Below are 19,002 nucleotides of genomic sequence, written 5' to 3'. Positions count from 1 at the left end.
GGAGTCATGATGATCTATTTAACCCAACGCCTGGACCATGCGCATCCGATTACCGCCAGCGTCACGCTACCGATTGATGTGCGGGTAAAAAGCCGCGCCCGCGTGGCGCTGAACGACGGCCGCGAAGCCGGGCTAATGCTGCCGCGCGGCCTGCTGCTGCGCGGGGGCGACCTGCTGACTACCGACGATGGCAGCGAGGTGATCGAAGTGATCGCCGCCCCGGAGTCGGTTTCCGTGGTGCGCTGCGCCGACCCGTTCCTGCTCGCCCGCGCCTGTTATCACCTGGGCAATCGTCACGTACCGCTGCAAATAATGCCTGGCGAACTGCGCTACCACCACGACCACGTCCTCGACGATATGCTGCGTCAGTTCGGGCTGGAGGTGACCTTCGCCAGCCTGCCGTTTGAACCGGAAGCGGGCGCTTACACCAGCGATGCCCACAGCCATAGCCACTCTCACGCTCATTCACATTAAGGACTCATCATGCGCAAGTACTTACCGCTGTTACTGCTGGCTTTTTCCGTTCCGGCGCTTGCCCATCCCGGCCACGGGACCGACAGCTTCCAGGCAGGATTTCTCCATCCGCTGACCGGGCTGGATCACCTGCTGATGCTGACGGGGGCTGGCGTGCTCTCCGCCCTGAGCGGCCGCAAGCTGCTGTTGCCGTTAGCGACGCTCGGCATGATGCTTGCTGGTGCCGTTGCGGGCAGCCTGCTCGGCGGCTTTAGCGGCATGGAGATGCTGATTATCGCCTCGCTGGCGCTCTGCGGCGTGATGATGTTTAAGACCGAAAATCGCCTGCTGCTGGCGGTACCAGCCCTGGCGATGTTCCACGGCTGGGCGCACGGCGTGGAGATGTCCGGCCACAGCTTCTGGCTCTTCACCAGCGGGTTTATGTTAGCCAGCGCCACGGTGCTGTGTGCCAGCTTCGCGGCAGGGCTGCTGCTGCGCCGTCACGACGGCCTGCGTAAAACCTTCGGCGGCGGGCTGATCGTCTCCGCCCTGCTGGCGCTGATGAGCTGATGGAGCACGCCCGCCAGCGGCTGCGCCTGATGCAGCTCTCCAGCAGTAGCCTGCCGGTCGGATCGTTTACCTGGTCGCAGGGGCTGGAGTGGGCCGTTGAGGCCGGGTGGGTCACGGACGCTGAGGCCTTCAGGCGCTGGCAGATCCAGCAGATGGAGCAGAGCTTTTTCTGTGTCGACCTGCCGCTGTTTATCCGCCTGTATCGTGCCTGCGAGAAGCAGGACGTCGCGACAGCAAAACGCTGGACGGCATACCTGCTCGCCTGTCGGGAAACGCGCGAGCTGCGCGATGAAGAACGCAACCGTGGGGCGGCCTTTACGCGCCTGATTAAAAGCTGGGAACCCGCCTGCCCGCCAGAATGGCTGCCGCTGTTGATGCGAAGCCAGCTCGGCGGCATGGCGTGGCTCGGCGTGCGCTGGGGCATTAGCGCGCGCGAGCTGGCGCTGAGCCTCGGCTACAGCTGGATTGAGAGCGCGGTGATGGCGGGCGTCAAGCTGGTGCCGTTTGGGCAGCAGGCAGCACAACAGCTGATTATCGACCTGAGCGACCATTTTGCCGCCGGGTTTGAACAGGCATTTTTACGTGGCGACGACGCGCTGGGGGCCGCTACGCCGCTGTCGGCCATCGCCTCCGCGCGCCATGAAACCCAATATTCACGACTATTCCGTTCCTGAGGAGTCAACATGGCTGATTACAAACATCCCCTGCGCGTGGGCGTGGGCGGCCCGGTAGGGTCGGGCAAAACCGCCCTGCTGGAAGCGCTCTGCAAGGCGATGCGCGACACCTATCATCTTGCGGTGGTGACCAACGATATCTATACCAAAGAGGATCAGCGCATCCTGACCGAGGCGGGTGCGCTGGAGCCAGAGCGCATCGTGGGCGTGGAAACGGGCGGCTGCCCGCATACCGCCATCCGCGAAGACGCCTCAATGAACCTGGCGGCGGTGGAAGCGTTGAGCGAGAAGTTCGGCAATCTGGATCTGATCTTCGTGGAAAGCGGCGGGGATAACCTGAGCGCGACCTTCAGCCCGGAGCTGGCGGACCTCACCATCTACGTCATCGACGTGGCCGAAGGGGAAAAAATCCCGCGCAAGGGCGGGCCGGGGATCACCAAATCCGATTTTCTGGTGATCAACAAAACCGACCTCGCGCCGTACGTCGGTGCGTCGCTGGAGGTAATGGAGCGCGACACTAATCGCATGCGCGGCGAGCGTCCGTGGACGTTTACCAACCTGAAAGCGGGTGACGGTTTAGCGACGATTATTGCGTTTCTGGAAGAGAAAGGAATGTTGCGGGTGTAGGGTGGTTTATTGCACGTTAGCACACGTGGATCTTGTAGGCCCGGTAAGCGCAGCGCCACCGGGCAAAGAAACTCACGCCTCAGGCAGTTCCGCCAGCGGCCAGCGCGGACGCACAGACACGCTCAGGTCAGCCGTTGCGCCGGCGTTCAGACGCACCATCCCGGCGTAGGCGATCATCGCCCCGTTATCGGTACAGAACTCCGGACGCGCATAGAACACTTCCCCGCGACGCTTTTGCATCATCTCAGCAAGCTTCGCGCGCAGCGTGCGGTTAGCGCTGACGCCACCGGCCATCACCAGGCGCTTAAAGCCGGTCTGATCCAGCGCGCGCTTGCACTTGATCATCAGCGTATCCACCACCGCGTCTTCGAACGCACGGGCGATATCGGCACGGGTCTGCTCACTGTCGTCATTATTGCGGATGGTGTTCGCCGCGAAGGTTTTCAGGCCAGAGAAGCTGAAATCCAGCCCCGGACGGTCGGTCATCGGTCGCGGGAAGACAAAGCGCCCTTCCGTTCCCTGCGACGCCATTTTCGACAGCATCGGGCCGCCCGGGTAATCCAGCCCCAGCAGCTTGGCGGTTTTGTCGAAGGCTTCACCGGCAGCATCGTCGATCGACTCGCCCAGCAGCGCGTACTTGCCAATGCCCGTTACGCTAATCAGCTGGGTATGCCCACCGGAAACCAGGAGCGCCACAAACGGGAACTCTGGCGGATTGTCTTCCAGCATCGGCGCCAGAAGATGCCCTTCCATATGGTGAACCGGAATGGCCGGAACATCCCACGCGAAGGCCAGCGAACGCCCTACCGTTGCGCCGACCAGCAGCGCGCCGACCAGGCCCGGCCCTGCGGTATAGGCCACGGCATCAATATCTTTTGCACTCAACCCGGCCTCTTTAAGCGCCGCCTGAATCAGGGGAACCGTTTTACGCACGTGGTCACGAGAGGCCAGTTCAGGCACGACGCCGCCGTAATCAGCGTGCAATTTCACCTGACTATACAGCTGGTTGGCCAGAAGCCCTTTTTCGTCGTCGTAAATCGCGATGCCGGTTTCATCGCAGGATGTTTCAATACCCAGTACACGCATGACTTGTTTTACCTCGTTTCAATACCGCGCAGTGTAGAGCCTGGGCGGATTGTTGTAAAACTTTGTTCGCCCCAGGAAGAAGCCTCGTGTATACTCCTCACCCTTATTAAAGTCCCTTTCAAAATCGCATCGGTGCTTTACAAAGCAGCAGCATTTGCAGTAAAATTCCGCACCATTTTGAAATAAGCTGGCGTTGATGCCAGCGGCAAACCGAATTTATTAAAGGTGAGAGTTACATGCCGGTAATTAAAGTACGTGAAAACGAGCCGTTCGACGTAGCACTGCGTCGCTTCAAACGTTCATGCGAGAAAGCAGGTGTTCTGGCTGAAGTTCGTCGTCGTGAGTTTTATGAAAAACCAACGACCGAACGTAAGCGCGCTAAAGCTTCCGCTGTGAAACGTCACGCGAAGAAACTGGCTCGCGAAAACGCACGCCGTACTCGTCTGTACTAATCTGTTGAGGGCCACAGCCCTCAATTGACAGACAGAGTTGTAGTCGTAAGGCCGTGCTTCCGGAAGGAATGCGCGGCTTGTTTTCGTTTATAAGTCGCTTAAATTTTTGGGGCATATGGCCGGAAGAATCCCACGCGTTTTCATCAATGACCTGCTTGCCAGAACCGACATCGTCGATCTCATCGACGCGCGGGTGAAGCTAAAAAAGCAGGGCAAGAACTACCATGCGTGCTGTCCGTTCCATAACGAAAAAACCCCCTCTTTCACCGTAAACGGTGAAAAACAGTTCTACCATTGCTTCGGCTGTGGCGCACACGGTAATGCCGTCGATTTTTTGATGAACTACGACAAGCTCGAGTTCGTTGAAACCGTCGAAGAGCTGGCGGCGATGCATAACCTTGAAGTGCCGTATGAAGCAGGCAGTGGGCCAAGTCAGATCGAGCGCCATCAGCGGCAAACGCTGTACCAACTGATGGATGGCCTGAATTCGTTTTACCAACAGTCTCTTAAGCACTCTGCGGCTGAGCCTGCGCGTCAGTATCTGAACAAGCGCGGACTGAGTGACGATGTGATTGCGCGTTTCGCTATTGGTTACGCCCCGCCCGGCTGGGACAACGTGTTAAAGCGTTTTGGCGGCAATAGCGAAGATCGTAAATCCCTCATCGACGCAGGCATGCTGGTCACCAACGACCAGGGACGAAGCTACGACCGCTTCCGTGAACGGGTGATGTTCCCGATCCGCGACAAGCGTGGCCGGGTGATAGGTTTTGGTGGTCGCGTGCTGGGTGATGCCCTGCCGAAATACCTTAACTCCCCGGAAACCGATATTTTCCATAAGGGCCGCCAGCTTTACGGTCTTTATGAGGCACAGCAGGATAATGCGGAACCTCCGCGTCTTCTGGTCGTCGAAGGCTATATGGATGTTGTTGCGCTGGCGCAGTACGACATTAATTATGCCGTTGCGTCGCTGGGAACGTCCACCACGGCGGACCATATCCAGCTGCTGTTCCGCGTCACCAACAACGTGATTTGCTGTTACGACGGTGACCGCGCAGGACGCGACGCCGCCTGGCGAGCGCTGGAAACCGCGTTGCCGTATATGACCGACGGGCGTCAGCTACGCTTTATGTTCCTGCCCGACGGTGAAGACCCGGATACGCTGGTGCGTAAAGAGGGTAAAGCGGCGTTTGAAGCGCGGATGGAGCAGGCACAGCCGCTCTCCACGTTTCTGTTTAACAGCCTGATGCCGCAGGTTGATTTGAGTACCCCTGACGGGCGCGCGCAACTCAGCACGCTGGCGCTGCCGTTAATCAGCCAGGTGCCCGGCGAAACGCTGCGCATCTATCTGCGTCAGGAGTTAGGCAACAAGCTCGGCATTCTGGATGACAGCCAGCTTGAACGTTTAATGCCGAAACAGGCTGAAAACGGCACGGTACGCCCCGCGCCTCAGCTAAAACGCACAACCATGCGTATACTGATAGGGTTGCTGGTGCAAAACCCCGAACTTGCTCCGCAAGTGCCGTCGCTGGCGGGTTTGAACCACGAAAAATTGCCCGGGCTTGGCTTATTTTCAGAATTGGTCAACACTTGTTTGTCTCAGCCAGGTCTGACCACCGGACAACTTTTAGAGCATTATCGCGGCACAAAAGAGGCCGCTACCCTTGAAAAACTGTCGATGTGGGACGATATAGCAGATAAGGATATCGCAGAAAAAACGTTCACCGACTCGCTCAACCATATGTTTGATTCGATGCTTGAGTTGCGCCAGGAAGAGTTGATAGCTCGCGAGCGCACCCATGGCCTGAGCAGCGAAGAACGCCGGGAGCTCTGGATGATTAACCAGGAACTGGCGAAGAAATAAAAAATTTAACGGCTTAAGTGCCGAATATCGATCGGGAAGCCCCCGGCAGCCGCACTGAGAGGCAGCGGCAAAAATATAAGTACGCCCTCGCTTTAAAGGTTGGCAGCCCATCGCCGACACCAATCAAACGAATTAAGTGTGGATACCGTCTTATGGAGCAAAACCCGCAGTCACAGCTGAAACTTCTTGTCCAACGCGGTAAGGAGCAAGGCTATCTGACCTATGCCGAGGTCAATGACCATCTGCCGGAAGATATCGTCGATTCAGATCAGATCGAAGATATCATCCAAATGATCAATGACATGGGCATTCAGGTGATGGAAGAAGCACCGGATGCCGATGATCTGTTGCTGGCTGAAACCTCCAACAACACTGACGAAGATGCGGAAGAAGCTGCTGCACAGGTCCTGTCCAGCGTGGAATCTGAAATCGGGCGTACCACTGACCCGGTCCGCATGTACATGCGCGAAATGGGTACCGTTGAACTGTTGACCCGCGAAGGCGAAATTGACATCGCAAAACGCATCGAAGACGGGATCAACCAGGTTCAGTGCTCTGTTGCCGAATACCCGGAAGCGATTACCTATCTGCTGGAGCAGTACGATCGCGTTGAAGCGGAAGAAGCGCGTCTGTCCGATCTGATCACTGGCTTTGTCGACCCGAACGCTGAAGAAGATATGGCGCCAACCGCCACTCACGTCGGTTCTGAGCTGTCTCAGGAAGAGATGGATGACGACGAAGACGAAGATGAAGAAGAAGAGGACGACAGCAGCGACGATGACAACAGCATCGACCCTGAACTGGCGCGTGAGAAGTTTGCCGAGCTGCGTACCCAGTACGAAGTGACGCGTGACACCATCAAAGCGAAAGGCCGCAGCCATGCCGCCGCTCAGGAAGAGATCCTGAAGCTGTCTGAAGTGTTCAAACAGTTCCGCCTGGTGCCAAAACAGTTCGACTACCTGGTGAACAGCATGCGCGTGATGATGGATCGCGTACGTACCCAGGAACGTATCATCATGAAGCTGTGCGTTGAACAGTGCAAAATGCCGAAGAAGAACTTCATTACCCTCTTCACCGGCAATGAAACCAGCGAAACCTGGTTCAACGCCGCTATCGCGATGAACAAGCCGTGGTCTGAAAAGCTGCACGACGTGAAAGAAGACGTACAGCGCGGCCTGCAAAAACTGCATCAGATTGAAGAAGAGACCGGCCTGACCATCGAGCAGGTGAAAGACATCAACCGTCGTATGTCCATCGGTGAAGCGAAAGCCCGCCGTGCGAAGAAAGAGATGGTTGAAGCGAACTTACGTCTGGTTATCTCTATCGCCAAGAAATACACCAACCGTGGCCTGCAATTCCTGGATCTGATTCAGGAAGGCAACATCGGTCTGATGAAAGCGGTAGATAAGTTTGAATACCGTCGTGGTTACAAGTTCTCCACCTATGCTACCTGGTGGATCCGTCAGGCGATCACCCGCTCTATCGCAGACCAGGCGCGCACCATCCGTATTCCGGTGCATATGATTGAGACCATCAACAAACTCAACCGTATCTCTCGCCAGATGTTGCAGGAGATGGGCCGCGAGCCGACGCCGGAAGAGCTGGCTGAACGCATGCTGATGCCGGAAGACAAGATCCGTAAAGTGCTGAAAATCGCTAAAGAGCCAATCTCCATGGAAACGCCAATCGGTGATGATGAAGATTCGCATCTGGGTGATTTCATCGAGGATACCACCCTCGAGCTGCCGCTGGACTCTGCCACCACCGAGAGCCTGCGTGCCGCTACGCACGACGTGCTGGCTGGCCTGACCGCCCGTGAAGCCAAAGTGCTGCGTATGCGTTTCGGTATCGACATGAACACCGACCACACGCTGGAAGAAGTGGGTAAACAGTTTGACGTTACCCGCGAACGTATCCGTCAGATCGAAGCGAAGGCGCTGCGTAAGCTGCGCCATCCGAGCCGCTCTGAAGTGCTGCGTAGCTTCCTGGACGATTAATCGGTCCTGAAATGAAAAAGCTCCCAATCGGGAGCTTTTTTTTGTTTATTCCCTCTCCCTGTGGGAGAGGGTCAGGATGAGGGCATCAAGCCGCAGAGGAGCTAAAGCCCCCTCACCACCAGCGCCTCATCCAGTTCCCGATACGCCTCCACCAGCTTGTCCAGCGTCGCCCTGTTCAGCCCGCTCGGGTTCGGCAGCACCCACACCTGCGTTACGCCAATGGTAATGTTCTGCTTACCCCAGCTGGCGCCGCGCTGGCTGAACGCCTGCTCGTAGGCCTGCTTGCCGAGGATCGCCAGCGCCGCGGGCTGATAGTCTTCAATTTTCGCGATCAGCTCACGTCCGCCAGCGCGCAGCTCATGCAGATTCACTTCGCTCGCCTGCACCGTGGGTCGCTCGACCAGCATGGTGATGCCACAGCGCGTATCCAGCAGCTGCTGCTCTTCTTCCGGCTTAAGCTGTTTGTCGGTAAATCCGGCCTGGTGGATCACCTTCCAGAAGCGATTTCCCGGATGAGCAAAGTGAAAACCGGTGTGCGCCGATGACTTACCCGGATTGATACCGCAGAACACCACCCGCAGGCCAGGGGCCAGAATATCGTTGATCATCTCTACTCCTGTCTATGCATCTTAAGATAAGTATAAAGGATTGATTATGCGTTGTTTATAAAAACAGCAGGCAGGTGTGAATGGCTGGATTGCTGAGGGGAGTTACTTTATAATTCACCGCCACGGCCCCTTAGCTCAGTGGTTAGAGCAGGCGACTCATAATCGCTTGGTCGCTGGTTCAAGTCCAGCAGGGGCCACCAAATTTTAGCTTTATAATCATCCAGTTAAGCCACTCGATTGAGTGGCTTTTTTGTAAGTAATCCACCACACGTAGCCCGGCCTGCAGCTTCCCCTCACAAACCCTAAAAACTAAAGAAATCCCCCATCGCGCCGATCATCATCCGTGTGTATTATTTCCTGTAGCTTTTACAACAACTAACCTTAACTCAAATACTTAAGCGCCAGAGCGAAAGGCATCATGAGCACACCGATCAAACGGCTAGAAATCATTAAAAATGCCATTGAGCTGGAAGATGACGACATCATCCGGAGCCAGCTGAAACGTCTCAAAGAGGAAGCTTTTGACGATGATCTCCTGTCCATCGTCGCGGCGCTTGAGCAGAAAAACTACACCGCAGCCCTTCGCGCTATCACCGCCTGGCTGCAAAGCCAGCGCGCCGTTACCCCGTGGCGTGACCCACAGCTGGCGGCCAGCAAGCTGGAGCTGAAAGCCCTGGAAGAGCGTCTGCGCGATCTGATTGATCGCCGTAACGCCCGGGTACAGCAGCTAGATGAGTTCAACGATCTCTATTTCTCCCGCCTCGGGCCGTTGATGCAGCAGATCCTCGCCCTGCGTAAAACGCTGGCGGAGCTTAACCTGCGTCGTCAGCAGGCGGAGACGCGTCGTCGGGAAGAGGATTACCGCCGCTGCCAGGACTATATGGCGCAGGCCGTAGAGGTTCTGACAACGCTCACCCGGCGCTGGCGAGATCTGCCTGCGGATTCCGTTCAGGCGGCAGAGGCGCGCAAACATCTTCAGCAGCAAAGCAATCTGATTGCCAACCTGCTGGCCGAAGCAATGGAGCTGGAGACCGGTTTAACGCGTGAAGAAGAGCCGGCACGTCAGGCGCGCGATGAGGCCAACGAAGAGTACAAGAAGTATCGCGAACAGCATCATGATGCCGAAGTTCGCCTGCGTAAAGGCAAGGATCTCTCTGAAGAGGATCGGAACGAGCTGAAGCGGCTCTGGCGTCAGGCGAGCAAGCTATGCCACCCGGATCTGGTTGCCGATGATTTAAAAGAGGAAGCCAACAGGATGATGGTGCAACTCAACCAGGCCAAACAACGCGGCGACGTGAAGGCCATTCGCTCGCTGGTCGCCCGTCTGCAACAAGGATTCGAACCGATGATGGCAAGCGACAGGCTGAACGACCTGGAACGTATTCGTAAAAAGATGGCGCAGGTGCGTGAGCAAATCGACACCCTGGTGAACGAGCTGGCAGAGCTGGAGAAGGAAGAGTCCTGGCTGCTCGTCTCGTCGCTCAGCAATATGGAAGCCTACTTTGCCCAGCAGGAGAAAGCGCTGAAAGAGGTATGCGCCTCGCTCGAACATCAGGTGAGCGAAGCGCAGCTGGATCCCGCTGCCTGATTATTTGGCGTGCCAGTACGCGCTGGCACGCACCAGCTGCGGGTCAATTGCGTCGTTTTCAAACTGACGGCTCAGGCGTTTCACCACCTTCCCCTCCCCGGTCAGCCAGATAAAGTAATCCTCTTCCGGCACGGCCAGCGCGGCAAGATGGTCGGCCACCGCCTGCTCGTTGTGGCCGATAACCCAGGTGATGTTGAACCCGCTCAGGTGCGCCAGATAGTCCTCATACGCCGCATCGCCCACGGTGACAATGGCGTGGATCGCCGGGCGAACAGGCAGTTTTGCGATGCCTTCTAAACGGCGGCGCAGCGCGGGCATCCCCGACTCGTCGCACACGTACAGCTGCCAGGCGTAATCTTCCGGCACCACCAGCGAACCGCGCGGCCCGCCGATGGTCAGCTTGTCGCCCACCTTAGCCTCTACCGCCCAGTTGCTGGCAATGCCGCCATCATGAACGAAGAAATCGAGCGCCAGCTCATGTTTTTCGTCATCGTACAGCGGGGTATAGTCACGTGCCTGCGGACGCGCGCCGTCGCCCCAGTCGATGCCTTCATCGGTCACCACAGGCGGCACGAAAGTGGTGCCCGGTGCCGGGAAAAAGACTTTGGTATGGTCGTCAAAGCCGCGAGAGCTAAAGCCCTCCAGCGCCTCGCCGCCTAGCACAATGCGCTGAAATCCTGCGCTGACTCGCTCAGTGCGCAGCACGTTCAGCTCACGAAAACGCAGGTCATTGCGGACACGTTGAGGGTAACGGGTAGATGCCATGTTGATGCCCTTCTCAGGTGAATACGATATATCGGAATGAATTTTTAATGATAATGATTGCTATTAACTAAGAAATCAAGATTTTTTAGATTACATCTGAATATATCTTAGATATAGTTTAGATATATCAAATTGAGGGAAAAACATGCGACACGAACACGACGGCGGCGGACGCCGGCCACGATTTTTTGGTCATGGCGATTTGCGGCTGGTGATCCTGGATATCCTGACCCGCAACGCGAGCCATGGTTACGAGCTGATTAAAGAGATCGAAAACCTGACGCAGGGACATTACACGCCAAGCCCTGGCGTGATCTATCCGACGCTGGATTACTTGCAGGATCAGGCGCTTATCACCATTACCGAAGAAGAGAACGGCCGTAAGCGGATTGCGATTAACGCCGCCGGAGAACAGTGGCTGGAAAATAACCGGGAACAGCTGGAGCAGATCCAGACGCGTATCAAGGCGCGCTCCGTCGGTTTCCAGCTGCGCAAAAACCCGCAGATGAAGCGGGCGCTGGATAACTTCAAAGCGGTACTGGATCTGAAGGTTAATCAGGGAGAGCTCAGCGACGCGCAGTTGAAACAGATTATCGGCGTGATTGACCGCGCGGCACTGGAGATCTCCCAGCTGGATTAAGCCAGCACGCCGTCGCTCACGCGGAACACCCGGACCAGCTCTTTCAGGTGCATCGCCTGTTCGTTAAGGGATGCGGCCGCCGCAACGGACTCCTCCACCAGCGCGGAGTTCTGCTGGGTGGTGGCGTCTATCAGGCCAATCGCGCTGTTGATCTGCGAGATGCCTTCCGTCTGTTCGTGGCTGGCCTGGCGAATCTCACGCAGGATTACGTCCATCTCCTCTACGTTGCCGACCATGCCGTTGATAAGCCCGCTGGCCTTCTCCACAAGGTTCATGCCGTCCTGCGTCTGGCTTGTGGAGCTTTCAATCAGCTGGCGGATCTCACTCGCAGATGTTGCACTTTTCTGCGCGAGCTGGCGTACCTCGCCCGCCACCACCGCAAAGCCACGACCATGCTCACCCGCGCGCGCCGCTTCGACCGCCGCATTCAGCGCCAGAATATTAGTCTGGAAGGCAATGGCGTCGATCAGGTCGATAATGTCGGACATCCTGTTCGATGTTTCGTTAATCAGGCGCATCTTGCTGGTGACCTGCTTCATCATCTCGCCGTTGTTTTTGACCACGGCAGCCGCATCGGCAGACAGGTTCGTCGCTTCTCCGGTGTGGGACGCGGTGTTCTTCACCGTAGCGGTGATCTGCTCCATCGACGCGGCCGTTTGTTCAACGGAACTGGCCTGCTCCTCCGTGCGGGCAGCCAGATCCTGGTTTCCCGCGACAATCTGCGCGGCGGCGCTGGAGATGTTTTCCGATCCGGTTTGCACCTGCTGCACAATCTCCAGCAGGCGCGTTTTCATCTCCATCAGTGCGGTGAGTAGCAGTCCGGTTTCATCTTTACCGTGCGAGATAATGCTGCCGGTGAGATCGCCATCGGCAATGGCCTCCGCAAAATTCACCGCGTCGTTCAGCGGTCGGGTAATGGATCGCACAATGAACCAGCCAGTCAGGCTGGCTGCCGCGACGCTGAAAAGCGTAATCAGGACCAGCAGGAGACGATTGGTGCGGAAATCGCCTTCCACCTGCTCGCCCGCACTCTGCATTTCATGGTCCTGGATCGCAATCAGCGCCTGCACTTTCGCTTTATAGGACTGTTGCAGATTCAGGGTGTTGGTCATCATTTCGTTTATCGCGCCCGCACGGTCGTTATTCTGCACGGCCTGCAAAATGCGGTAGCGCGAGTCAAGATATTGCTGGCGTACGCCGTGGATATCGGCCAGCACCTGTTGGGATTTTTTATCCTTGAGAGCGTTGTCCAGCTCGCTCAGGATTGCGGAGATGCGGTCGCTGATCGCCTTCAGACGCTGCTCTGATTGCGCCGTGTACGTCCCCTGTTCGTCCAGCAGCATGAGCTGCTGCGTGCTTATAAATTCCTGGAAGTTGTCGATTAACTGGTTCGCTTTTACCGTCGTTGGATAGTCGCTGGTAAGGATGGTTTGCATTCCATTGTTTGCCCGATTCAGGCTCATCAGAGACAAGCTTGCGCTGACGACCATCAGGACAATAAATAATCCAAACGCCAGAAATAATTTCGTGCCGATCTTTACGTCATGTATGAACATATTTACCCCATCGATGTGATTATTTCTCAGACGATCGCTGTTATCGACAGGAAACACGCTAACTTTATGACTTTGATCGTTTTTTTATTTTTCACTATCAATGAATCTGGATTGTAACAATTAAAAACCGGGTGCTTTTTTTAGTTACTTAATATTTCATTAACAACATAACTTATTCTGAAAACAAAAAAGCCGTTTACCCCGGAGGAATAAACGGCTTTATCGAAGCATGCATTTCTTAATGCAGCACGGTAACCGCATCTTCAAGGCGTCCGGCCCGGTGCTTAACCATCGCGGAAATCTGCGCGCTCTCTTCGACCAGGTCAGCATTTTTCTGCGTAATGCTGTCCAGCTCTGCCACGGCACGGGTCAGCTCTGTCAGGCCTGTCGCCTGCTCTGAGGTGGCGTGACTGATCTGCGCGATGAGCTGCGTGACGTTTTTCACCTGCTCGACAATATCATCCATAGTACGTCCCGCGGCGTGGACCTGATCGGCGCCCGACTGCACTTTGCTGGCGCTGGCGTCGATCAGCTTGCGAATATCGTTAGCCGCGTTCGCGCTGCGGCTGGCAAGATGACGCACTTCGCCCGCCACCACCGCAAAGCCTTTACCCTGCTCACCTGCGCGTGCCGCCTCAACCGCGGCGTTCAGCGCCAGAATATTGGTCTGGAAGGCGATGTCATTGATAAGCGAGGTAATAGAGCCAATGCGCTGGGTACTGTCGGCAATGTCATCCATGGTTTTCACCACGGTCTGCATCACGGTGCCCCCCTGCGTGGCCGCGCTGCTGGCGGCCATCGATAGCTTGTCGACTTCGGCTGCGGTCTCAGAGTTACTCTGCACCGACGCCGCCATCTGGTTCATTGTTGCCACGGTCTGCTGCACGTTAGCCACGGTCTGGCGCGTGCGGTCGTTGAGATCTTCATTGCCCTGCGCCAGCCTGTCGCTACCGTCGCGCACGCTCACCACCTGGCTGGAGACGTCGTTGATCAGCCAGCGGCACATCAGCCCCAGCTGTCCGACGGCCCGCAGCGTCAGCCCCAGTTCATCGCTGCGGTTAAGATGCTGCACGCTGTTACGCTCTCCGGTAGCGACCCTGAGCGCCTGCCGTGCGACGTTTTCCACCGGGCGGACAATCTGTTGCTCAAACACCAGGGTGCCAAGCAGCATCACCACGGCTGCCGCCGCCAGCGAAGCCCAGCCCGCGGCACTGGCAACCAGCGTTGCGGCCATCACCGCGAAAAGTACCGCCATTATGCTACGCACGCGCCAGCGCAGCGGCATCGCCGGTAATTTGCCGAGCCAGCCTTTGCGCACCACCAGCCCTTTATGAATGCGTTTTTTGCAGCGTCCTTCGTTGAGCGCCTTATAAAGCGGCTCCACCGCGGCGACCTCGTCCTGCGTGGCGCGGGTACGAATGGACATATAGCCCGTCATCTGGCCGTTACGCACCATTGGTACCGCATTGGCACGTACCCAATAGTGATCGCCATTTTTACGTCGGTTTTTGACAATCCCGCTCCAGGGTTCGCCCTTTTGCAGCGTGTACCACATGTCGGCAAAAGCCGCTTTCGGCATATCCGGATGACGCACAATGTTGTGCGGTTGCCCGAGCAGCTCCTGGAGCGTAAAGCCGCTCACTTGCACAAAGGTGTCGTTAGTGTGGGTCATGTAGCTGTGGAGGTCGGTGGTCGACATAAGCGTGGTGTCATCGTCCAGCGGATATTCATTCTGGGTGACATAGTCAGGAGAGGACATAGTGAGCATCCCTTGCAGGTTATTTGAATGTTAATTTTGTGGCTTATGTTTTTTCGGCGATAAAAAATTTATCTTTAGTTGTTAAATATGATTGAGATCGCAAATCTCGGTTAAACCGCACTTTTCGTGCGTTTTTCTAATTAATTGATTTAAAATACTTTCGGCATGAAACTACCTACAAAGCATGATACCCCGGTGCACACTTAAGGCGCATTCCCTGCCCTGGAGCAGTGCAATTGACGACACCCCATCCCCGGCTCGTTATCCCTTATCCCGTGCGGCGCGCGATGGCATGATTAAATATTGTGCAACTTTGATTTCACCTGGCGTTTATCCCGATTTTTGTTAAGGCATCTGAGGTGGCGTAATCCCTGCAATACTTAACTCAGTATCATGTGATACGCGATCCCCGGGAGCATATTTTGAACAGGTTACCTTCCAGCGCCTCGGCTCTTGCCTGTACCGCGCACGCACTGAATCTCATTGAGAAGCGAACGCTTGATCATGAGGAGATGAAACAACTTAACCGTGAGGTCATTGATTACTTTAAGGAGCATGTGAATCCAGGTTTTCTGGAGTATCGCAAATCTGTTACCGCCGGCGGGGATTACGGAGCCGTAGAGTGGCAAGCGGGCAGTCTGAATACGCTTGTCGACACCCAGGGACAGGAGTTTATCGATTGCCTGGGGGGTTTTGGTATTTTCAACGTGGGGCACCGTAATCCAGTTGTGGTTTCCGCCGTACAGAATCAACTTGCGAAACAACCTCTCCATAGCCAGGAACTGCTCGATCCGCTTCGCGCCATGCTCGCGAAAACGCTGGCAGCCTTAACGCCCGGTAAGCTGAAATACAGCTTCTTCAGCAACAGCGGCACCGAATCGGTCGAAGCGGCGCTCAAGCTCGCTAAGGCGTACCAGTCACCGCGCGGGAAATTTACCTTTATCGCCACCAGCGGCGCGTTCCACGGGAAATCCCTGGGCGCTCTGTCGGCGACCGCTAAATCTACCTTCCGCAAGCCGTTTATGCCGCTGCTGCCGGGCTTCCGCCACGTGCCGTTTGGCGACATCAACGCCATGCGCACCGTGCTGAGTGAATGCCGTAAAACCGGCGACGACGTGGCGGCGGTGATCCTGGAGCCGATTCAGGGTGAAGGCGGCGTGATCCTCCCACCGCAGGGCTATCTGCCCGCCGTGCGTCAGCTGTGCGATGAGTTTGGCGCGCTGCTGATCTTCGACGAAGTGCAGACCGGGATGGGGCGCACCGGCAGGATGTTCGCCTGCGAACACGAGAACGTTCAGCCGGACATTCTGTGCCTGGCGAAAGCGCTCGGTGGCGGCGTGATGCCGATTGGCGCAACGGTCGCCACTGAGGAGGTCTTCTCGGTGCTGTTCGATAACCCGTTCTTACATACCACCACCTTTGGCGGTAACCCGCTGGCCTGTGCGGCGGCGCTGGCCACCATCAACGTGCTGCTGGAGCAAAACCTGCCCGCGCAAGCGGAGCAGAAAGGCGACATGCTGCTGGACGGCTTCCGTCAGCTGGGCCGGGAATATCCGGATCTGGTACAGGATGCGCGCGGGAAAGGGATGCTGATGGCGATTGAGTTCGTTGATAACGAAACCGGTTTTAGCTTCGCAAGCGAGATGTTCCGCCAGCGGGTACTGGTGGCGGGAACGCTTAACAACTCGAAAACCATCCGCATTGAGCCACCGTTGACGCTTACCATTGAGCAGTGTGAGCAGGTGCTGAAGGCGGCGCGTAAGGCGCTGGCGGCATTACATATTGCCGTAACATCCGCCTGAGCATTTATTTTTCCTGCCCTTTTAGCAGTATCAGGGCGATATGCAAAGAAATCCCTGGGATACGCCAGGGATTTCTTTATGCAGTCAGACTGAGGAATAATGTGCATAAGTGCAAACACGGTTCATCATATAAATTTAAAATATTTCTTTATGTAATATCAGATTGTAAAAGCAGCCGGATAATAACACCACCGCATTCCCAACGCATGTCCGAATAATGACAGCCGTAACGTCTTGCATTATTTACAAAACCACGATGACATTCATCGCAGACATTAATAAAACCGACCAGCGAATAGAAATGCGGTTCTGACGGCGTGCAATATCATTCAAACAAATAAATTATGAGTTAATTTTATATTTAGTAAAACTAATAAAACATCAACCCATTATCACATTGATATAATATTATTTAATCCGTAGAATCCCCTCATTCATCAGCGCAGTGGCGGATGATATAAAACCAGTAACAACGCCCTGGGTAAAAATAATATATTAATCTAAAAACATATCCTATACCACTGCCTCGAAAAAAGATTCACATGACATTGTGAATATATTATTTCAATTGACAGCATGATGTTTATCTAAAAAGGATTTGTATGAAAAAGCAAGTTATAGCAATGGCTGTTGCCGGCGCGCTGGCTGGTGGCATGGCAATTAATGCGCAGGCCGATACCGTTACCGTTTCCGGCGGGACCGTCAACTTTGTCGGCCAGGTGGTAAACGCCGCCTGTTCCGTCGCGGCTGACTCCGTAGACCAGACCGTTACCCTGAGCCAGGTGCGTACCGTCAAGCTGACAACGGTCGGCATGCAGGCCAACCAGAAAGAAGATTTTAAAATCGTTCTGGAAGATTGCGACGCCACCGTTAGCCAGAATGCCGCCGTGATCTTTAACGGCCAGCAGGACCCTGCTGTAGAAGGCAGCCTGGCGAACACCGCTGGCGCAGGCTCGGCCAAAAACGTTGCGCTGCAACTGTTCGGGCCGGACGGCCAGGCGCTGAACATTGGCGATACCTCCTCCAACGTTAAGCTGATCAACGGCGAAAACATCATCCCGCTGAGCGTGGATTACGTGGCCACAGGCGCGGCCGAGCCGGGCAACGTCTCCTCCGTCGCAACGTTCCAGATGGTTTATTCCTGATTCGTTAGCCGATCTCGCTTCTTCGCCTGCGGGCAGAGAAGCGTTGTCCGGCAAGCGTTAGAGAGTTCGCAATGCAGCAATCCATAAATCGGGCGCTGCTGATAGCCGGCACTGCGCTTTTTGCCGTATTGCCAGCCGCGGCAAAGGACGATGGAAGCGTGACCTTTCAGGGTCAGGTCGTCAATGCGGCCTGTTCCGTCAGCATGGATTCCCAGGATCAAATCGTGCATATGGGACAGGTACGCAATAGCCAGTTCATCGCCGCCGGTGACTGGGCCAAACCGGTACCCTTCTTCATCACGCTGGAAGCATGCGACACCAGCGTAAGCCAGCGCGCCGGGGTGCTGTTTAGCGGCGAGTCTGACGGCAACGATCCCCAGGTTTTTCGCGCGGGCTATGGGCCTGGCGCCGCCACCGGGATTGGTATCGGTCTATTCGATGCGATGGGGAACCTGGTAAAGCCAGACACCGCGCCCCCCTGGTACAGACCTTTGCAGGACGGTGAAAACCGGCTGAGCTATATCGCCAGGTATCGCGCCACCGAAGATAGCGTCAACGCTGGTACCGCGAACGCGCAGGTCTGGTTCATCGTTTTTTACCAATAACTGACTCACAGGCAAGAAGCCTGACACATGAGAAACTGAGGGAACAATGCGTATCATTACATCACGCTGTAAACTGACTCGTCTGATAGCTGGCGCGCTAACGGCTCTGTTCGCGATGGGGGTGGCCGGTTCTGCCAGCGCAGGCGGTATCGCGCTCGGGGGAACCCGGGTGATTTATCCCCAGGGTGATAAGCAGGCTTCATTAGCCATTATTAACTCTTCAACGAATACCACTTTTTTAATTCAGAGCTGGGTGTCCAATGCCGAAGGGGCAAAATCAGCGGATTTTGTCATTACGCCGCCGCTGTTTGTTATCCATCCTAAAAAAGAGAATACCCTGCGTATTATGTACGTGGGCCCCGATCTGCCTGTCGATCGTGAAAGCGTTTTTTATCTGAACAGCAAAGCCATTCCTTCCGTCGAGAAAAATAAGCTTTCCGGTAATACGCTACAAATTGCCACCCAGAGCGTTATTAAACTTTTTATCCGGCCGAAAAAATTGCCGTCGCTCTCTATTGATGCGCCCAAAACATTAACCTGCTCAGTCACCAATGGAAAAGTCACTATTACCAATCCATCGCCTTATTACGTTTCGTTGGTTCAGTTTTTCGTCGGCAACACGCAACTGGCAAATAACATGGTAGCGCCCAAAAATAACCTGGTGGTGGAGATCCCCGGTGGCGGCACTGGCAGCGTGAGGTTTCAGACCGTTAATGACTTTGGTGCCAACACGCCCGTTCAGTCATGCGCGAAATAAGTCGTATACGGCGTTACGTATGACGTTTTGTCATTAAAAGCCTCGCAGGTAAGGGAA

18 protein-coding genes and 1 tRNA gene are annotated in these 19,002 nt (G+C 55.6%); 14 read left to right on the top strand and 5 right to left on the bottom strand.

Translation table 11 applies throughout. From position 1 onward, the window contains the following. Window positions 1–9: 9 nt before the first annotated feature. Genes ureE through ureG form a run of 4 tightly spaced genes read left to right on the top strand, consistent with a single transcriptional unit; the run spans window position 10 to window position 2,324 of the window. Window positions 10–474 carry an urease accessory protein UreE gene (gene ureE, locus SK58_RS05335; protein WP_017384028.1) on the top strand — a complete coding sequence of 155 codons (465 nt, stop codon included), beginning with the start codon at window positions 10–12 and terminating at the stop codon, window positions 472–474. 9 nt (window positions 475–483) lie between these two features. Further along, window positions 484–1,023, top strand: coding sequence for a HupE/UreJ family protein (locus tag SK58_RS05330; protein ID WP_023295464.1), 540 nt, complete (start codon window positions 484–486; stop codon window positions 1,021–1,023). Further along, window positions 1,023–1,697: an urease accessory protein UreF gene (locus tag SK58_RS05325; RefSeq protein ID WP_017692647.1), complete on the top strand. Its 675-nt coding sequence runs from the start codon at window positions 1,023–1,025 to the stop codon at window positions 1,695–1,697. Before SK58_RS05330 ends, SK58_RS05325 begins: the two co-directional genes overlap by 1 nt. A 9-nt stretch (window positions 1,698–1,706) precedes the next feature. Continuing rightward, entirely contained in the window at window positions 1,707–2,324 is a 618-nt protein-coding gene (gene ureG / locus SK58_RS05320; RefSeq protein ID WP_014071813.1) for an urease accessory protein UreG, read from the top strand. 72 nt (window positions 2,325–2,396) lie between these two features. On the opposite strand, the gene tsaD is transcribed toward ureG, so the two are convergent. Continuing rightward, the gene (gene tsaD / locus SK58_RS05315; protein ID WP_015571911.1) at window positions 2,397–3,410 is read right to left on the bottom strand and encodes a tRNA (adenosine(37)-N6)-threonylcarbamoyltransferase complex transferase subunit TsaD; all 1,014 of its coding nucleotides are present in this window, start codon (window positions 3,408–3,410) and stop codon (window positions 2,397–2,399) included. Window positions 3,411–3,646: 236 nt separating this feature from the next. Here tsaD and rpsU point away from each other — a divergent pair, with 236 nt between their 5' ends. From rpsU to rpoD, 3 genes are all read left to right on the top strand, one after another. Further along, window positions 3,647–3,862: a 30S ribosomal protein S21 gene (gene rpsU / locus SK58_RS05310; RefSeq protein WP_001144069.1), complete on the top strand. Its 216-nt coding sequence runs from the start codon at window positions 3,647–3,649 to the stop codon at window positions 3,860–3,862. Between the two features lie 115 nt (window positions 3,863–3,977). Continuing rightward, window positions 3,978–5,723, top strand: a complete 1,746-nt coding sequence (gene dnaG / locus SK58_RS05305) for a DNA primase (protein WP_003862574.1) — start codon at window positions 3,978–3,980, stop codon at window positions 5,721–5,723. A 152-nt stretch (window positions 5,724–5,875) separates the two neighbouring features. Beyond that, window positions 5,876–7,720, top strand: a complete 1,845-nt coding sequence (gene rpoD / locus SK58_RS05300; RefSeq protein ID WP_015571912.1) for an RNA polymerase sigma factor RpoD — start codon at window positions 5,876–5,878, stop codon at window positions 7,718–7,720. A gap of 101 nt (window positions 7,721–7,821) precedes the next feature. Here the strand turns inward: rpoD and mug are convergent, their stop codons facing one another. Further along, window positions 7,822–8,328 carry a G/U mismatch-specific DNA glycosylase gene (gene mug, locus SK58_RS05295; protein WP_017384024.1) on the bottom strand — a complete coding sequence of 169 codons (507 nt, stop codon included), beginning with the start codon at window positions 8,326–8,328 and terminating at the stop codon, window positions 7,822–7,824. Window positions 8,329–8,452: 124 nt separating this feature from the next. On the opposite strand from mug, the gene SK58_RS05290 reads away from it, so the two are divergent. Both SK58_RS05290 and SK58_RS05285 read left to right on the top strand, forming a co-directional pair. Continuing rightward, window positions 8,453–8,528: transfer RNA gene (locus tag SK58_RS05290), tRNA-Ile, on the top strand. A 218-nt stretch (window positions 8,529–8,746) separates the two neighbouring features. Then, window positions 8,747–9,916, top strand: coding sequence for a coiled-coil domain-containing protein (locus SK58_RS05285; RefSeq protein ID WP_023295466.1), 1,170 nt, complete (start codon window positions 8,747–8,749; stop codon window positions 9,914–9,916). Here SK58_RS05285 and SK58_RS05280 read toward each other — a convergent pair whose 3' ends face one another. After that, window positions 9,917–10,681: a siderophore-interacting protein gene (locus SK58_RS05280; RefSeq protein WP_015571916.1), complete on the bottom strand. Its 765-nt coding sequence runs from the start codon at window positions 10,679–10,681 to the stop codon at window positions 9,917–9,919. Between the two features lie 145 nt (window positions 10,682–10,826). Here SK58_RS05280 and SK58_RS05275 point away from each other — a divergent pair, with 145 nt between their 5' ends. After that, entirely contained in the window at window positions 10,827–11,321 is a 495-nt protein-coding gene (locus SK58_RS05275) for a PadR family transcriptional regulator (RefSeq protein ID WP_017692641.1), read from the top strand. Here SK58_RS05275 and SK58_RS05270 read toward each other — a convergent pair. Both SK58_RS05270 and SK58_RS05265 read right to left on the bottom strand, forming a co-directional pair. After that, a complete protein-coding gene (locus SK58_RS05270; protein ID WP_045349761.1) occupies window positions 11,318–12,877 on the bottom strand; it encodes a methyl-accepting chemotaxis protein in 1,560 nt (519 codons plus the stop codon). The two genes, SK58_RS05275 and SK58_RS05270, sit on opposite strands and share 4 nt — an antisense overlap. A 238-nt stretch (window positions 12,878–13,115) precedes the next feature. Next, window positions 13,116–14,636 carry a methyl-accepting chemotaxis protein gene (locus SK58_RS05265; RefSeq protein WP_048219471.1) on the bottom strand — a complete coding sequence of 507 codons (1,521 nt, stop codon included), beginning with the start codon at window positions 14,634–14,636 and terminating at the stop codon, window positions 13,116–13,118. Between the two features lie 422 nt (window positions 14,637–15,058). Here SK58_RS05265 and ygjG point away from each other — a divergent pair, with 422 nt between their 5' ends. From ygjG to SK58_RS05245, 4 genes are all read left to right on the top strand, one after another. Further along, complete coding sequence (gene ygjG, locus SK58_RS05260; RefSeq protein WP_048219470.1) at window positions 15,059–16,438, top strand: putrescine aminotransferase; 1,380 nt, start codon at window positions 15,059–15,061, stop codon at window positions 16,436–16,438. A gap of 602 nt (window positions 16,439–17,040) precedes the next feature. Further along, the gene (locus tag SK58_RS05255) at window positions 17,041–17,583 is read left to right on the top strand and encodes a fimbrial protein BcfA (protein ID WP_017382405.1); all 543 of its coding nucleotides are present in this window, start codon (window positions 17,041–17,043) and stop codon (window positions 17,581–17,583) included. A 71-nt stretch (window positions 17,584–17,654) separates the two neighbouring features. Continuing rightward, the gene (locus tag SK58_RS05250; protein ID WP_017382406.1) at window positions 17,655–18,188 is read left to right on the top strand and encodes a fimbrial protein; all 534 of its coding nucleotides are present in this window, start codon (window positions 17,655–17,657) and stop codon (window positions 18,186–18,188) included. Between the two features lie 46 nt (window positions 18,189–18,234). Beyond that, window positions 18,235–18,945, top strand: coding sequence for a fimbria/pilus periplasmic chaperone (locus tag SK58_RS05245; RefSeq protein ID WP_048219467.1), 711 nt, complete (start codon window positions 18,235–18,237; stop codon window positions 18,943–18,945). The last annotated feature ends 57 nt before the right edge of the window (window positions 18,946–19,002 follow it).

Source organism: Enterobacter sp. BIDMC93 (assembly GCF_001037805.1).
Lineage (GTDB): Bacteria > Pseudomonadota > Gammaproteobacteria > Enterobacterales > Enterobacteriaceae > Enterobacter > Enterobacter hormaechei_C.
Note: the sequence above shows the minus strand (reverse complement) of the source record. Positions and strands in the feature narration are given on the sequence as shown.

What these genes read in the sequence shown, in the direction of transcription:
- SK58_RS05250 (WP_017382406.1), top strand. Translation starts at nt 17,655, where the DNA reads ATGCAGCAATCCATAAATCGGGCGCTGCTGATAGCCGGCACTGCGCTT.
- SK58_RS05270 (WP_045349761.1), bottom strand. Translation starts at nt 12,877, where the DNA reads ATGTTCATACATGACGTAAAGATCGGCACGAAATTATTTCTGGCGTTT.
- SK58_RS05280 (WP_015571916.1), bottom strand. Translation starts at nt 10,681, where the DNA reads ATGGCATCTACCCGTTACCCTCAACGTGTCCGCAATGACCTGCGTTTT.
- SK58_RS05255 (WP_017382405.1), top strand. Translation starts at nt 17,041, where the DNA reads ATGAAAAAGCAAGTTATAGCAATGGCTGTTGCCGGCGCGCTGGCTGGT.
- SK58_RS05275 (WP_017692641.1), top strand. Translation starts at nt 10,827, where the DNA reads ATGCGACACGAACACGACGGCGGCGGACGCCGGCCACGATTTTTTGGT.
- rpoD (WP_015571912.1), top strand. Translation starts at nt 5,876, where the DNA reads ATGGAGCAAAACCCGCAGTCACAGCTGAAACTTCTTGTCCAACGCGGT.
- SK58_RS05265 (WP_048219471.1), bottom strand. Translation starts at nt 14,636, where the DNA reads ATGTCCTCTCCTGACTATGTCACCCAGAATGAATATCCGCTGGACGAT.
- rpsU (WP_001144069.1), top strand. Translation starts at nt 3,647, where the DNA reads ATGCCGGTAATTAAAGTACGTGAAAACGAGCCGTTCGACGTAGCACTG.
- dnaG (WP_003862574.1), top strand. Translation starts at nt 3,978, where the DNA reads ATGGCCGGAAGAATCCCACGCGTTTTCATCAATGACCTGCTTGCCAGA.
- SK58_RS05325 (WP_017692647.1), top strand. Translation starts at nt 1,023, where the DNA reads ATGGAGCACGCCCGCCAGCGGCTGCGCCTGATGCAGCTCTCCAGCAGT.
- SK58_RS05285 (WP_023295466.1), top strand. Translation starts at nt 8,747, where the DNA reads ATGAGCACACCGATCAAACGGCTAGAAATCATTAAAAATGCCATTGAG.
- tsaD (WP_015571911.1), bottom strand. Translation starts at nt 3,410, where the DNA reads ATGCGTGTACTGGGTATTGAAACATCCTGCGATGAAACCGGCATCGCG.
- mug (WP_017384024.1), bottom strand. Translation starts at nt 8,328, where the DNA reads ATGATCAACGATATTCTGGCCCCTGGCCTGCGGGTGGTGTTCTGCGGT.
- ureG (WP_014071813.1), top strand. Translation starts at nt 1,707, where the DNA reads ATGGCTGATTACAAACATCCCCTGCGCGTGGGCGTGGGCGGCCCGGTA.
- ureE (WP_017384028.1), top strand. Translation starts at nt 10, where the DNA reads ATGATCTATTTAACCCAACGCCTGGACCATGCGCATCCGATTACCGCC.
- SK58_RS05330 (WP_023295464.1), top strand. Translation starts at nt 484, where the DNA reads ATGCGCAAGTACTTACCGCTGTTACTGCTGGCTTTTTCCGTTCCGGCG.
- SK58_RS05245 (WP_048219467.1), top strand. Translation starts at nt 18,235, where the DNA reads ATGCGTATCATTACATCACGCTGTAAACTGACTCGTCTGATAGCTGGC.